This is a genomic window from Pedobacter sp. AC163, from assembly GCF_979258665.1.
The window spans coordinates 4,220,623-4,233,492 of the sequence record NZ_OZ409872.1; the positions used below are offsets into that span (position 1 = coordinate 4,220,623).

Below are 12,870 nucleotides of genomic sequence, written 5' to 3' on the forward strand. Positions count from 1 at the left end.
TAAATCTCGACCAGCAAGCGTTTCGATGATGGCTATGAGAAAAAGAATTTTAATTAGCATTGGTGTAACGATACTCATATTTCTACTATCGTTTAGTTTTAATAGTGCATCTGATGGTAATAACTCGATGGGTTTCCCTTTCTCTTTTTATGAATATTCGGGAGGTAAAAGATATCCTGAACCAGAAACCAGACACAATTTTATTGTTTTAGCTTTTATAACTGATGTGTTAATAGTAGCTTCAACTACATTTGCCATAACCTATTTAATTCAACGAAGAAACAAAGTTAAAGGAGGTTTTTAATTTTAAAACCTGTTGTAAAAAGCGCAACACATTTATTTTACTAAAAATTCCCGTTCATTACTCACTAGTCGGAATTTGCAATCCAGTATCGTTAATCATCGAAGCATATGGATTACAAATCTATAAATCAATCGATCGAGATTATAAATCTCGACCAGCAATCAAGCTTAAAGGCGAAAAGTCTAGCAGGTTTTATTTTATAGCATATTTCCCTTTCACTTCCTTAACATCTGCCATATTTTTGTGCTTCTCAAAGGCCAAATAGCCTGGTTGAAGTGTTTTCCAAAAGCTAAGCTGTGCAGAAAATTGAGCTGAATACTTTTGCATATTGGCATTTGTCATTTTAAACGGATAAATATTAACTGGAATTTTATCCTGCCCGTTATTTCTTGCCTCCACACCTAAAACATAAACTTCTTTAATTTTTTCATCCGTAAGCGGAATACAACCCACGGTTACGCAATTGCCATGGATGTAAATGTCGCCGCCAGTTTTTCTATTTTTGCCTGTCCTGGCTAAGTCAACTGCATTTGGATAATTAACCCCGAGCGATAAATGGAAATTACTCATCGGATTAAAGACATTGATGTAATAAAAGCCTTCGGGTGTTTGCCCGTCGCCTTCTTTAACTTTCGGACCAAGAGTACCAGAATGCGCACAGAAATCGTAACTTCTGAATAAAGAATAGCTTTTGGCTGATTTAGATTTTAACCAAACTTCTAATTTTCCCTCGGCTTTATAGGCGTTAATGAGCATGGAAAAATCATTACCAAAATCAGCAGCTTTCACGAATTTTTCTAAAGTTCCCCATTTCTCGTTGTAAGCTTTTTCTACTCGTTCGAATTTAATTTGGGTCGCTTTGAAATTGTTTTGGGCACTGGCCATTATACCGATAGATAAAAGAAACGTTAAAAAGATTAATTTCATGAAATTTTGTTTGGCTAAAGCTAAATATTTATTCGTAAAGCATGCCACGGAAACACAGATTTACACGGAATGAAAACCATTTTTCCCTGCTTTCAGTGTTTCCGTGGCAAAATTTGCAAACATTAAAATCTCCATGGTAAAAGCTTCAATACCTTTCTTTGCGGTTAAATACAAAATTAGCATCTTTATAAAATATGAACAGTTTTTTTGCCGGTACTTCTATTTTGTATTTCATAGGTTGCCTCGCTTTGGGAATTTTATATGCCTGGCTGCTATATCGGAGCAATAAAAATCTTGATAAGAAACTGAAATATGGGTTAACTGCCATCAGAATTATTGCTGTTGCCGCTATTGCCTGGCTACTATTTGCGCCTTTAATCAAAACACTTAATTACCATTTAGATAAGCCTGTCATCATTATCGGCCAAGATAATTCACTGTCGGTCGGCCAGGCTAAAGCAGCTGGTTTCGAGCAAAAATTATACGAACAAAACCTAAAGGCCCTCTACGATAGACTTTCAGACAAGTATGAGGTAAAAGCCTACAACTTTGGCGATTCTGTTGGCGACGGTTTCAATTTTAAGAACCAGGGGAAGCTAACCGATGCAAGTGCTTTTTTTCAAAAAATAAGAGATGAATATACCAACAGAAACGTTGGAGCAATCGTTTTGGCAACGGACGGGATCTTTAACCACGGCGGGAATCCTTTGTACAGTATCAATCAGATCAATTCACCAGTATATACCATTGCTTTGGGTGATAGCATTCCAAAGCGGGATATTTTAATTTCGAATGTAAACTATAACAATATCGTTCATTTAGACGATGATTTTACGATAGAAGTTCAGGTGCGGGCGTTCCAAAGCGACCGAGAAAATACGGCTTTAACGGTGAGTCAGAACGGTGCTAAAGTTGAGCAACAAAATATTGCAATTACTGGAAATTCATTTGTTAAAACGGTTTCTGTTAAATTACATGCTGGTAAAATTGGTGTGCAAAAGTATACCGTTCAGGTTGGTGCACTGTCTAATGAAATTACGACAAAAAATAATTCACAAACGTTCTATGTAGAAGTAATTGATGGCAGACAAAAGGTATTATTAGCTGCAGCAGCTCCGCATCCGGATCTCGGGGTTTTAAAAGAAGCGATTTCTCTCAACAAACATTACGAGGCTAAACTCGCATTGGCGGATGATTTAAATGCGATAGATCCCTCTAAATTTGATTTGATTGTGTTGTATCAGTTGCCGGATGCGCAGAATATTTCTGCGTCATTTTTGCAAAAGGTGACGGCTTTAAAGAAGCCAATATGGTATATTTTAGGTGCACAAAGCAATGTGAATGCTTTCAACCAAATTCAGAATCAAGTTAATTTAAGTGCTGCTAACGGCTCTGTTCAAGAGGTTTATCCAGATTTTGCAAATGGATTTACCAGCTTCAATTTATCAGAGGAAGACAAAAAGCAGTTTTCGGGTCTCGATCCATTATTGATGCCTTTCGGTAGATTGACAGTAAATGCAAGTGCCAGCCCAGTTTTTAATCAGCGGATAGGCAAAGTGAGTACGCAACAACCCTTACTGTTTTTCACTAATGAAAATGGTTTAAAAGCTGGTTATTTAATGGGTGAGGGCCTGTGGCGATGGAAGTTATCAGCCGCTGAAAATGAGATTGAACAATCGAGTATAAATAACTTAATTTCTCAAACCGTTCAATATCTTTCGGTAAAGGATGATAAGAGAAGATTTAAAGTTTTTTCATCTAAATCTGCTTACGATGAAAATGAATCGGTTCAATTAAATGGAACACTTTACAATGAAAGTTATCAGCCCGTAAATGAGCCTGAAGTGAACTTGCAAATAAAAAATGATGCCGGAAAGCTTTTTAACTACGTTTTCTCTAAAACTGACAAAGGCTATCTACTTGATGCAGGAGCAATGGCTGCGGGAAATTATTCTTATGTAGCCAATACTTCACTAGGTGGTCAAAAATTTACCGCTGCAGGAAGTTTCTATGTGAATGCGCTCATAGCAGAATATCAGCAAACAACAGCTAATCACCAATTGCTGAATACCATTTCTAAACAAAGCAATGGCAGGCTTTTTATGCCAGCAGATTTATTAAAAATAGCCGATGAAATCCTGAAGAACGAGAATATTAAAACCATCAGCTACGAAGACCGTAAGTATGACGAACTCATTAATCTTAAATGGTTGTTTGGGTTGATCCTGATTTTACTAAGCGTTGAGTGGTTTTTAAGGAAAAGAAATGGGGAACTATAAGTTTTAAATTGAGCGTTTAGAGTTTTAGTTGCCTATTAACCGCAAAGTACACAAAGTAAAGGGCGCAGAGGGCACAAAGTTGGGCATCTAATTCATTCTTGTGCTGCTCTTGGTTTTGCGTAAAATTTAGGAGGCCTTGTTTTAACTCAAAACTGACAACTACAAACTAAACTAGTGCCACTCCTCCTTGTAAACAAATTTGGGCATGTGCCATTTATATTTTATCGAAAGTAGCCTGAGCGTTAAACCTATCACAGCAGCAAGCACGGTGGCTAGAATTTCACTTCCATGGAAATGTTCCACGCCGATATAAACTGCTCCCGTAACGATTGCCGCACTAGCATAAATTTCTTTCCTGAAAAGAAACGGAACTTCATTACAAAGCACATCTCTTAGCACACCGCCGGCACAGCCAGTGATCATGCCACTGAATAAAACGATTAGATAAGGCAAATGCATTTGCTGTGCAACCTGGCAACCAATAATTGTAAATACAACTAAACCCATTGCATCCAGGTACAGAAATAGCTTTTTAAGTTTCGTCATTACAGATGCGATGAATGCAGCGAGCAAAGCAGCGGCAGCGGTAATAACCAGGTATTCAGGATGTTCAACCCAACTCATCGGATAGTGACCGAACAATACATTTCTAACCGTTCCACCGCCTAACGCAGTAACCCAGGCAATAATACAAACACCAACCCAATCCATATCTCTTCTGCCAGCAGATAGCGCAGCGGTCATGGCTTCGGCAGTAATAGCGATGATGTATAAAATGTGGAGCATATCGGGAGAAATTTTAATTGCAATACCCCGTAGAAATTTTCTCGGAGATTATTGAAGAAAGGCGTCTGAATTAGTATTGAAGGCAATTATCTTAATCTGGTTCTTTTCCATTACCAACCTAAAAGATTCTTTGGCTTCGAATTTATCATATTTATTATCATATAACAAAGCATAATTTGACGAGGGATTGCTGCTCTCAATTCTTTTAGTTTCCCACTTAGCGAGTATTTTAGTATTAAGCTTGCCAAGTTTTTCTTTCTTCTTAATTAAGAGATTATGAAGTTTTTCTTTTGACGTAACTTTCCAAAATTCTGAGCTAAAGAGTGTATCCACAGCGTCATATTTGCCTTCGGCAACCCGATCGTAAAACTGATCTACAACCTTAACAGCCTCCTGTTTATCTTCCTCCCGATTCAAATAGGTTCGGCTAAAGTTACAACTGGCAGATAAAAAAATAAGGACAAGAGCGGAGGCAAGTAATTTAGAAGTGCGCATTGGTTGTTGTATAGGTTAATCCTTCTTTTCCTCATGAATAATAACAAAAACATCTTCGTTATCTTTTTTCATGAAATACTTTTCGCGAGCGAATTTTTCAGCGGTATTTAGATTGGTACTCAGTTCGTTTAGATCTTTTTTAACCTGAGCGGTTTCTTTTTCGAAATACTCCTTTTCTTCTTGTAATTTATTCGCCTGGCTCCGGTATTCGTATTGCGACATCATGTCATTTTTATCAAAAAACAGCATCCAAACCGCAAAAGCAGCCGTTGCAAGGAAATATTTATTACGGAAAAGGTCTATTAAACGTTTCATAATTCTCTCGAAAAAATCGTGATTGCGAGGTACGAAGCAATCTTAAAGCGATAGGTTTTTTAGCTTCGCTTTGGTAGTAAGATTGCTTCGTGCCTCGCAATAACGTAAATGTATAAAAAAACATCCGAAGATTTTAAATCTCCGGATGTTCTATAAATAAGTTTTTCAACTTGTTAACACCCCAAACCCCTAAAGGGGCTTTACGGCATTTCCTTAAGTCCCCTTTAGGGGATTTAGGGGTTTATTTCTTAGCGTATTTAAATTTAGAACCGATGAAACGAGCGTTTTCGCCTAACTCTTCTTCAATACGTAATAATTGATTGTATTTTGCAATCCTGTCTGAACGAGATGCAGAACCTGTTTTAATCTGTCCGCAGTTCAATGCAACAGCTAAATCAGCAATGGTAACATCTTCAGTTTCTCCAGAACGGTGACTCATTACTGAAGTATAACCGTTGTTTTGAGCCAAAGTTACTGCATTGATGGTTTCAGTTAGAGAACCAATTTGGTTAACTTTTACCAAGATTGAGTTTGCAGTGTCTTCATCGATACCACGTTGTAAACGCGTAACGTTTGTAACAAATAAATCATCACCAACCAATTGTACATGGTCGCCAATTTTATCTGTTAAGCTTTTCCAACCTGTCCAGTCATTTTCATCCATACCATCTTCAATAGAGATAATTGGATATTTTGCTGAAAGATCGGCTAAATATTGTGCTTGCTCTTCGCTTGAACGAATTACGCCGGTAGCGCCTTCAAATTTAGTGTAATCGTATTTACCATCTTTGTAAAACTCAGATGATGCACAATCTAATGCCAAACAAATTTGAGAACCTGGTTTGTAACCAGCCGTTTCAATCGCTTTTAAAACTGTTTCGATTGCATCTTCAGTACCATCAAAAGTAGGAGCGAAGCCACCTTCATCACCTACAGCAGTTGATAGACCTCTATCGTGAAGAATTTTCTTCAAGCTATGGAAAACTTCAGTTCCCCAACGTAAAGCTTCCGAGAAAGATGGTGCACCAACTGGCATAATCATAAACTCCTGGAATGCGATCGGGGCATCAGAGTGAGAACCACCATTAATGATATTCATCATCGGAATCGGTAAAGTATTTGCGTTAACGCCACCAATGTAGCGGTATAAAGGCTGACCAATTTCATCGGCAGCAGCTTTAGCAACAGCTAAAGAAACGCCTAAAATTGCATTAGCACCTAAATTACCTTTGTTTTCAGTACCATCAAGCTCCAACATTAATTTATCGATAGCGTTTTGCTCGAAAACATCAATACCTCGTAAAGCAGTGGCGATTTTAGTATTTACATTTTCAACAGCTTTTAAAACACCTTTTCCTAAATAGGTCGATTTATCTCCATCACGTAATTCAACAGCTTCATATTGCCCGGTAGATGCACCGCTTGGTACAGCTGCACGGCCAAAAGCGCCTGCTTCTGTAACTACTTCAACTTCTACTGTTGGATTGCCTCTCGAATCCAGGATTTGTCTGGCATGGACATTAACTATTATGCTCATTTCTATTTGATTTTTTGTTGATTTTTTAACCTGCTTAGTGTACAAAGTACAATTACTAAGCTTAAATCAAAGTTAGTATATTTTTTAAATAAATAAAGTGTTTCAGGCGTTAATGTTACGATCGTTGATCTGGCTAATTTGTCGCCATTTTTGATGAAAATTATTTAAATAAAAAACCCCAAAGCTTTTGGCTTTAGGGTTAGATTATGATTGTCGTTTTAACTAAAATTTATATGAAAGTGTGGTTAAGAACTGACGTGGTGCAATTGGGTTAACACTATAATTCTCATGAACGAAATAATTCAACTCGTTTGTGATGTTTGATATTTTAGCCAAAAGTGAGAATTTTTTCCAGCTGTATCCTGCTGAGAAATCTAAAGTAGTAAATGCGCTCAATGGAATAATACCCGATGATGAATTATTTTTTGTTGTGTTTCTTCCTCCATTTCTATCACCTGTATAAAATGCGGACGCACCGAGCTTTAAGCCTTTAAGATCTCCATTTTGAAAGGTATAAAACAATGTGGCGTTAGCTGTATTTTTTGTGGTACCTACTACACGTTCTCCCTCAACAATACCAGTTGCAATGGTAGAGGTATAACGCATATAGTTGTAGCTATAACCTGCTAGAAAATTCAGTCCTGACACTATTGTTCCTGATAAATCCAGTTCTACACCATCGCTAGCTGTCGCTCCTGAAAACTCTCGTTTTGTTGGATCTGCAAGTGCAGTTTGAGCGAACTTATCATTCTTAATTCTGTATACTGTTAAATTTGCTGAGAGTTTTCCTCCGAGGAAATCGTTTTTAACGCCAGCTTCATACTGATCAATTATAGATGGACCCATCGGGCCATTTGTCTCTATATCAATTCCGGTATTAGATGTAAAGTTATTGGAGTAGCTAACATACACAGATGTGCTTTTTAACGGTTCGTAAATAATCCCGAATTTAGGAGAGAATGCTTTATCAATTTTATCTACTGCTGTACCTTTATTTACCCCTCCGCTGGCAATAGTCGTGATATCAGTAGTAGGCGTTTTTTGAAATGACCAACGGATACCTGCCAAAACTTTAAATTGCTCTGTAAGGCTTACCAAATCCTGAACAAAACCACCCATTCTAAATACAGATGCCTCTGTATTCGTTAATAAAGTAGTTGCAGGCATATTGTAGTTGCTTGGTTTGTCAAACGATAAAGGATCTAGTAAATTTACAGTGTCGTAATAGGTAGGGTTATTACCTGCAGGTAGTATTGCTGTTGGCGAAAAGCCTCCTGATTTAGTACTAGCCTGATCTGCATCGGCCCCAACAAGTAAGATATGTTTAATACTCCCTGTTTCAAAAGCGCCTGTCAAATTGATCTGTTGATTAAAGGTGAATTCTTCAATATCCGATCGAGTTAAGGCACGGTTCCAAATCCCTGTAGCGCTCGCTGCAGGACGTTCAGCGGAAAAGTAATCGCGATTGTAAGATTGTAATGAAGCACTGACATTCAATTTCCAGTCTGCATTAAATTTATGATTGATAGCCGCTTGTGCTGTTGCTGTGTTGGTTTTGTTATAAGCCCATGCGGTATTTATAAAAACATTTCTGCCTAAGGGCGATAATTTGTTGCCGATAGTCCCTATACCAAAATCGGGAGTAAAATTACTTTTTAGATAATCTCCTTGTACTATTACTTCAGTTTTATCATTTATTTTGTATAACAACGAAGGGTTAACATAAAATCTTTTCGACGATACATTATCCCTATAACTTCCAGCAGATTCGTAGGTACCGATAACTCTGAAGGCAATTTTATCAGAAATAGGTCCATACAGATCTACAATTGGCTTGTACAAATCATAACTACCTACACGCATAGAAACCTCACCTCCATATTCGAATTTAGGTTTTTTAGTCACCATGTTTACCACAGCACCACCACTCACGCCACCATACAATAAGGCAGCACTACCTTTTAAAACTTCAACTGATTCTAGTGTGCTGGCTTCAGGACTTCCACCAATGGTAGTTCTGGCACCGTTTTTAAAAACATTGTTCGAACCTAAACTATAACCTCTGGCATAAAAATTTTCTCCAACAGAGCCACGGTTGGCACCCAACGCCACTCCGTTAATATTCTTCATTACATCGCCCAAACTATTTACTTGTTGATCGGCAATAACTTGTGTGCCGATAATTTGAACTGCCTGCGGCAGATCTCTTGGCGCAATTGCAATTTTACCTAGGTTTACTGGTTTTGTATTAGGTGTTCTATATCCGTTAATGGCCACTTCTTTCAATTGCGAAGACGATTCTGCAATAGAAAAAGATACTGTTGCTGTTTCGCCAGCTGTAACTGAAACTTGCTTTTCTTGAGCTGATACGCCAACAGCAGATACTTTTAAAGTATAATTTCCAGGAGCTACATTTTTGATAGTGAAGTTTCCGCTTTCATCGCTTTGCGTTGTTTTCGATGTGTTTTTTAGGCCAACACTTACGAAAGCCGCTGGATTTCCATCACTCGTTTTTACGGATCCAGATACCGATCCGTTTTTTGATTGGGCTAATACTGTTCCCCTTGTCAAGAAAACCAGCATTATCAAAGTAAAAAATAGGGTAAATTTTTTATACATCTTATTTAGATTAATTCTTAGTTGGCGCAAAAGAAAGAAATTAAAATGAGATTAGAAAATTATTTTTAATTATTCTAAATAAGAATTGGAGGAGATGCTAAAGGCGAAATATTTGAGTATCTTTTGAGAAATAAAAAGGGTTTGTCCAGTTAAGAACAAACCCTTTGCAAGGATTTTTATGAATTTATTTTCTGTAAAGCGGACATCTTTTAAGCAAATATTCTAAGGGTGCGCCATAAGATCCGTCGGTGTTGCTAAAAAGCGCTTGATGGTTTGCATTATAAATACTAGCGTTATTATCCATATAAATTTGAAGGCTTACACGTACATCAAATCGCTGTGCGGCGTTGCTACTTGATGAGCCATAAGTCGAAACTTTCTTAATTTTATCATCATCATCTCTTTTCACACTCGTATTGTCACTAGTCGATGTATAACTTGTTTGATAAGCTTTGTTCTGGGCTACTGTACCATCAATAATATATTCTACCCCTAAAACATCAGCCAAATTTTTCATGGTAAATCCAATCATTTTATCTTTGGTAATGCCAGCCTGCACAAGTTTCGCGTTTGTAGTCCGTGGATCAAGAATGGTGTAACCAGCAGCATGTTGGCTTAATAACGCATAAGTATCTTGTTGCGCTTTCATACCAATGGCATCAGCTCCGGGCTGGTTATCCATCAGAAATGTGAAGGGTAAAATGGCTATTTTGTTATGGTGATCTGCAGGGCTCGCAACCATGGTAATTTGGTCGTTCTGTCTGATTTGAGAGGATTGCACTTGCTGTGAAATAACTTCGGTGCGGCCACTGGAATGAAGAATTTGAGCGATATCTGATTTTTTTATGATGTATTCTGCGGTTTCTCCAGTGTAAACAAACGATACATCACTATCAGTTACACGAATAAGTCTTCCTTTAAGCTCATCACCGTTAATTTTTTTAATAATATCTTCCTTCTGTGATCCGGTTTGAGCGAGACTACAAAAAGCCATCATGGCACAAAGTAGCGTTAAATAAATTTTCTTCATAAGTCTGATTTTTTAATAAAATTAGTAAAAATAAAGGTAGGGCGCCTTAGAACGATGTGTTTTTTATTGATATTTAGATTTTTGGGGTTAATTATTTTGTTGATTTGGATAGCTTTTAATTTTTAGCTAATATTGATAGCGCCCTACATCATTTTATACATCAGATAGTTTGACACTGAGTTTAATAATAGAGGTTTAGTACAAAAATTGATATACAATTTAAATATTTTGAGAATTTATTTGAATGATTTGCTTAGCATATGAATAAACTGAAATTATACGGCATCCCCGATTCTCCTGAAATTTATCCGATACGAGATTTTTTAAAGCGAAGTGTGGTAGATTTCGATTGGTTTGATATTACCCATGATGATTTGGGGTGGGGGCAAGGCATTACCTCTTATAATAACCCACATAAATTGCCAGTAATTGAATTCCCTGATGGGAAGGTAATTGTCGATCCTACGCTGGAGCAAATTGCCTGTAATTTGGGCTGGATTACCCAACCGAAATATGCAGAGTATGATCTGTCAATTTATGGCGCTGGTCCTGCAGGCTTAAGTGCTGCAGTTTATGCGGCATCCGAAGGTTTAAAAACTATTTTAATCGAGCGTGAAGCTATTGGAGGTCAGGCGGGTACCAGTTCTTTGATTGAGAATTATCTCGGTTTTCCAGAAGGTATTTCGGGGGCAAACCTTGCCGAAAGGGCAAGGCAACAGGCATTGAAATTTGGCGTTGAAATTTTGCTGTTAAAGGAGGGTATTAAAGGGACTTTTTACGATAATAAAATTCATGTCGATTTTGCTTCTGGAGAAAAATTAGTGGCTAAAACCAATATTTGTGCAACGGGAGTAGAGTATGCAAGGTTAAACCTTCCCGATGAAAATCGTTTTTTCCATAAGGGGGTTTACTACGGGGCCGGTGCAAGTGAAGCCTTCTTTTGTCAGGATAAAGACCTTTATATTATCGGTGGTGGAAATTCTGCCGGACAAGCTGCCACCTATTTCTCTGGTTTCGCTAGGCGTGTTTTTATGGTGATAAGAAAAGGAAATCTTGCCGAAACCTTGTCAGATTATTTGATTCAGCGTATTGCCAGCATCAGTAATATTCATGTGTTGTACCATTCGCAAGTTACAGCGCTTGAAGGAGATGATTATCTGCAGCGCATTAAAATTGTAAACAGTGAACAAGGAACCGAAAACTGGCATGATACCTCCAAGCTTTTCATTTGTATAGGTGGCAAACCCAATACAGAATGGGCTGCTGAAACTGCGATTTGTAGAGATAAAAATGGTTATTTATACACTGGTAATGATGTTGTCAGCTTAGATCAATATAAAAATTGCTGGAATCAGGATCGATTACCTTATCATTTAGAAACCAGCGTACCAGGATCTTTTGCAGCGGGCGATGTCAGGGTAAATTCGGTCAAGAGAGTAGCATCGGCAGTAGGCGAAGGCGCTATGGCTGTTACTCAAGTTCATCAATACTTATCAAAACTTTAACTATGGAAAACAATGGAATTTGCCAACACATCAAGGCTATAAAAACGCTTAAAGTGGCTAAAGAATACGCTTGCGAAGAGTGCATCAAGATAGGAAGTGACTGGGTACATTTACGTACCTGCCAAACCTGTGGGGTTACTTTGTGCTGCGATTCTTCACCCATGCAACACATGTCGCACCACTGCAAAAAAGTAAGCCATCCTGTCGTAATTTCTTCAGAACCTGGAGAAAGGTGGCTATATTGTTATGTCGACGATGAAATGGATGGCTATTAAGCTCAGTACTTCATTGGTTTAATCTGTTTCGTCGCCTATTAAACCAATGAAATGTTTCTTTACATTTTATCGTTTCTCTAAAAACTAAATATCTCATCGCTCTACTTTCCTCTAGTGGAGCGTAAATATTAGCGTATTTCAGTATCTCTACTTTTTTTTGTGTGTTTTGCATTTCAAACTGCAATAAATAACATCATCCCAATTTAGCTTCCATTTTTTTCGCCAGGAAAATGGGCGTTCGCAAGTAGGGCAAATCTTTTCCGGGAAGTTCTCTTTTTTCAACTTAAGGTGTTTATTTCAGAACGTTGAACATCATTTTTTGTTTTTTCTTTATTAAAACTGCCGAGGAGAAACCCTTACCTGGCTCTGCGAAGGTTAAGTCATTCATCTTATTCTCAAGGGTTCTCAATCGTCAATTATTTTAATCATTTATCCAGTTTAGAAGGGCTTACGGAAACTACGGGTTACTTCCTCGGGAAATACTTGTTTTAGTAACGCTTACCGAAATGATAAAACTTTTGCAATTAAAAAAGGCTTTTTCATTAGTAACCCCTTAACAAAGAAACGATGAAAAACTACATTTTTTTATTAGGCACGCTAGCCATTTTAGCAGTGTCTTGTAACTCCGATTCAAAATCAAATAATGCAGATTCAGCAAGTGCTGATACTTCTATGAGTTCGATGGATGCAACTTCGCCAATGCAGGATACTACCACAACTGATAGTACCATGCAGGATACGACCAGCACAACTACCCCAATGCCGTAGTTTGCACTGCAAATTGATTTAAAAATTCAA

At 37.7% G+C, this 12,870-nt stretch carries 13 protein-coding genes; 5 read left to right on the forward strand and 8 right to left on the reverse strand.

What is annotated here, in order from left to right; genetic code table 11:
- Positions 1–34 precede the first annotated feature (34 nt).
- Positions 35–304 carry a hypothetical protein gene (locus ACZZZK_RS18145; protein ID WP_463485347.1) on the forward strand — a complete coding sequence of 90 codons (270 nt, stop codon included), beginning with the start codon at positions 35–37 and terminating at the stop codon, positions 302–304.
- 192 nt (positions 305–496) lie between these two features.
- Here the strand turns inward: ACZZZK_RS18145 and ACZZZK_RS18150 are convergent, their stop codons facing one another.
- Positions 497–1,231 carry a L,D-transpeptidase family protein gene (locus ACZZZK_RS18150; RefSeq protein WP_463485348.1) on the reverse strand — a complete coding sequence of 245 codons (735 nt, stop codon included), beginning with the start codon at positions 1,229–1,231 and terminating at the stop codon, positions 497–499.
- A gap of 194 nt (positions 1,232–1,425) precedes the next feature.
- Here ACZZZK_RS18150 and ACZZZK_RS18155 point away from each other — a divergent pair, with 194 nt between their 5' ends.
- Complete coding sequence (locus tag ACZZZK_RS18155) at positions 1,426–3,510, forward strand: hypothetical protein (protein WP_463485349.1); 2,085 nt, start codon at positions 1,426–1,428, stop codon at positions 3,508–3,510.
- Positions 3,511–3,681: 171 nt separating this feature from the next.
- Here ACZZZK_RS18155 and ACZZZK_RS18160 read toward each other — a convergent pair whose 3' ends face one another.
- From ACZZZK_RS18160 to ACZZZK_RS18185, 6 genes are all read right to left on the reverse strand, one after another.
- Complete coding sequence (locus ACZZZK_RS18160) at positions 3,682–4,296, reverse strand: trimeric intracellular cation channel family protein (RefSeq protein WP_463485350.1); 615 nt, start codon at positions 4,294–4,296, stop codon at positions 3,682–3,684.
- A 48-nt stretch (positions 4,297–4,344) separates the two neighbouring features.
- Positions 4,345–4,791 carry a hypothetical protein gene (locus ACZZZK_RS18165; protein WP_463485351.1) on the reverse strand — a complete coding sequence of 149 codons (447 nt, stop codon included), beginning with the start codon at positions 4,789–4,791 and terminating at the stop codon, positions 4,345–4,347.
- Between the two features lie 15 nt (positions 4,792–4,806).
- The gene (locus ACZZZK_RS18170) at positions 4,807–5,106 is read right to left on the reverse strand and encodes an FtsB family cell division protein (RefSeq protein WP_056870073.1); all 300 of its coding nucleotides are present in this window, start codon (positions 5,104–5,106) and stop codon (positions 4,807–4,809) included.
- Positions 5,107–5,347: 241 nt separating this feature from the next.
- Positions 5,348–6,643 carry a phosphopyruvate hydratase gene (gene eno, locus ACZZZK_RS18175; protein ID WP_463485352.1) on the reverse strand — a complete coding sequence of 432 codons (1,296 nt, stop codon included), beginning with the start codon at positions 6,641–6,643 and terminating at the stop codon, positions 5,348–5,350.
- A gap of 222 nt (positions 6,644–6,865) precedes the next feature.
- Positions 6,866–9,262 (reverse strand): TonB-dependent siderophore receptor, encoded by a 2,397-nt coding sequence (locus tag ACZZZK_RS18180; RefSeq protein WP_463485353.1) that lies wholly within the window; start codon positions 9,260–9,262, stop codon positions 6,866–6,868.
- 184 nt (positions 9,263–9,446) lie between these two features.
- Positions 9,447–10,292 carry a hypothetical protein gene (locus ACZZZK_RS18185; protein WP_463485354.1) on the reverse strand — a complete coding sequence of 282 codons (846 nt, stop codon included), beginning with the start codon at positions 10,290–10,292 and terminating at the stop codon, positions 9,447–9,449.
- A gap of 260 nt (positions 10,293–10,552) precedes the next feature.
- Here ACZZZK_RS18185 and ACZZZK_RS18190 point away from each other — a divergent pair, with 260 nt between their 5' ends.
- Both ACZZZK_RS18190 and ACZZZK_RS18195 read left to right on the forward strand, forming a co-directional pair.
- The gene (locus tag ACZZZK_RS18190) at positions 10,553–11,797 is read left to right on the forward strand and encodes an NAD(P)/FAD-dependent oxidoreductase (RefSeq protein WP_463485355.1); all 1,245 of its coding nucleotides are present in this window, start codon (positions 10,553–10,555) and stop codon (positions 11,795–11,797) included.
- 2 nt (positions 11,798–11,799) lie between these two features.
- Entirely contained in the window at positions 11,800–12,072 is a 273-nt protein-coding gene (locus ACZZZK_RS18195; protein ID WP_463485356.1) for a UBP-type zinc finger domain-containing protein, read from the forward strand.
- Positions 12,073–12,219: 147 nt separating this feature from the next.
- Here ACZZZK_RS18195 and ACZZZK_RS18200 read toward each other — a convergent pair whose 3' ends face one another.
- On the reverse strand, positions 12,220–12,354 hold the full coding sequence (locus ACZZZK_RS18200; protein WP_463485357.1) for a DUF2256 domain-containing protein: 135 nt from the start codon (positions 12,352–12,354) through the stop codon (positions 12,220–12,222).
- A 285-nt stretch (positions 12,355–12,639) separates the two neighbouring features.
- On the opposite strand from ACZZZK_RS18200, the gene ACZZZK_RS18205 reads away from it, so the two are divergent.
- Positions 12,640–12,840 carry a hypothetical protein gene (locus ACZZZK_RS18205; protein ID WP_463485358.1) on the forward strand — a complete coding sequence of 67 codons (201 nt, stop codon included), beginning with the start codon at positions 12,640–12,642 and terminating at the stop codon, positions 12,838–12,840.
- Positions 12,841–12,870 lie beyond the last annotated feature (30 nt).

Coding starts and splice junctions, on each gene's coding strand:
- ACZZZK_RS18160 (WP_463485350.1), bottom strand. CDS start 4,296: ATGCTCCACATTTTATACATCATCGCTATTACTGCCGAAGCCATGACC.
- ACZZZK_RS18150 (WP_463485348.1), bottom strand. CDS start 1,231: ATGAAATTAATCTTTTTAACGTTTCTTTTATCTATCGGTATAATGGCC.
- ACZZZK_RS18185 (WP_463485354.1), bottom strand. CDS start 10,292: ATGAAGAAAATTTATTTAACGCTACTTTGTGCCATGATGGCTTTTTGT.
- ACZZZK_RS18205 (WP_463485358.1), top strand. CDS start 12,640: ATGAAAAACTACATTTTTTTATTAGGCACGCTAGCCATTTTAGCAGTG.
- ACZZZK_RS18145 (WP_463485347.1), top strand. CDS start 35: ATGAGAAAAAGAATTTTAATTAGCATTGGTGTAACGATACTCATATTT.
- eno (WP_463485352.1), bottom strand. CDS start 6,643: ATGAGCATAATAGTTAATGTCCATGCCAGACAAATCCTGGATTCGAGA.
- ACZZZK_RS18165 (WP_463485351.1), bottom strand. CDS start 4,791: ATGCGCACTTCTAAATTACTTGCCTCCGCTCTTGTCCTTATTTTTTTA.
- ACZZZK_RS18155 (WP_463485349.1), top strand. CDS start 1,426: ATGAACAGTTTTTTTGCCGGTACTTCTATTTTGTATTTCATAGGTTGC.
- ACZZZK_RS18190 (WP_463485355.1), top strand. CDS start 10,553: ATGAATAAACTGAAATTATACGGCATCCCCGATTCTCCTGAAATTTAT.
- ACZZZK_RS18170 (WP_056870073.1), bottom strand. CDS start 5,106: ATGAAACGTTTAATAGACCTTTTCCGTAATAAATATTTCCTTGCAACG.
- ACZZZK_RS18180 (WP_463485353.1), bottom strand. CDS start 9,262: ATGTATAAAAAATTTACCCTATTTTTTACTTTGATAATGCTGGTTTTC.
- ACZZZK_RS18195 (WP_463485356.1), top strand. CDS start 11,800: ATGGAAAACAATGGAATTTGCCAACACATCAAGGCTATAAAAACGCTT.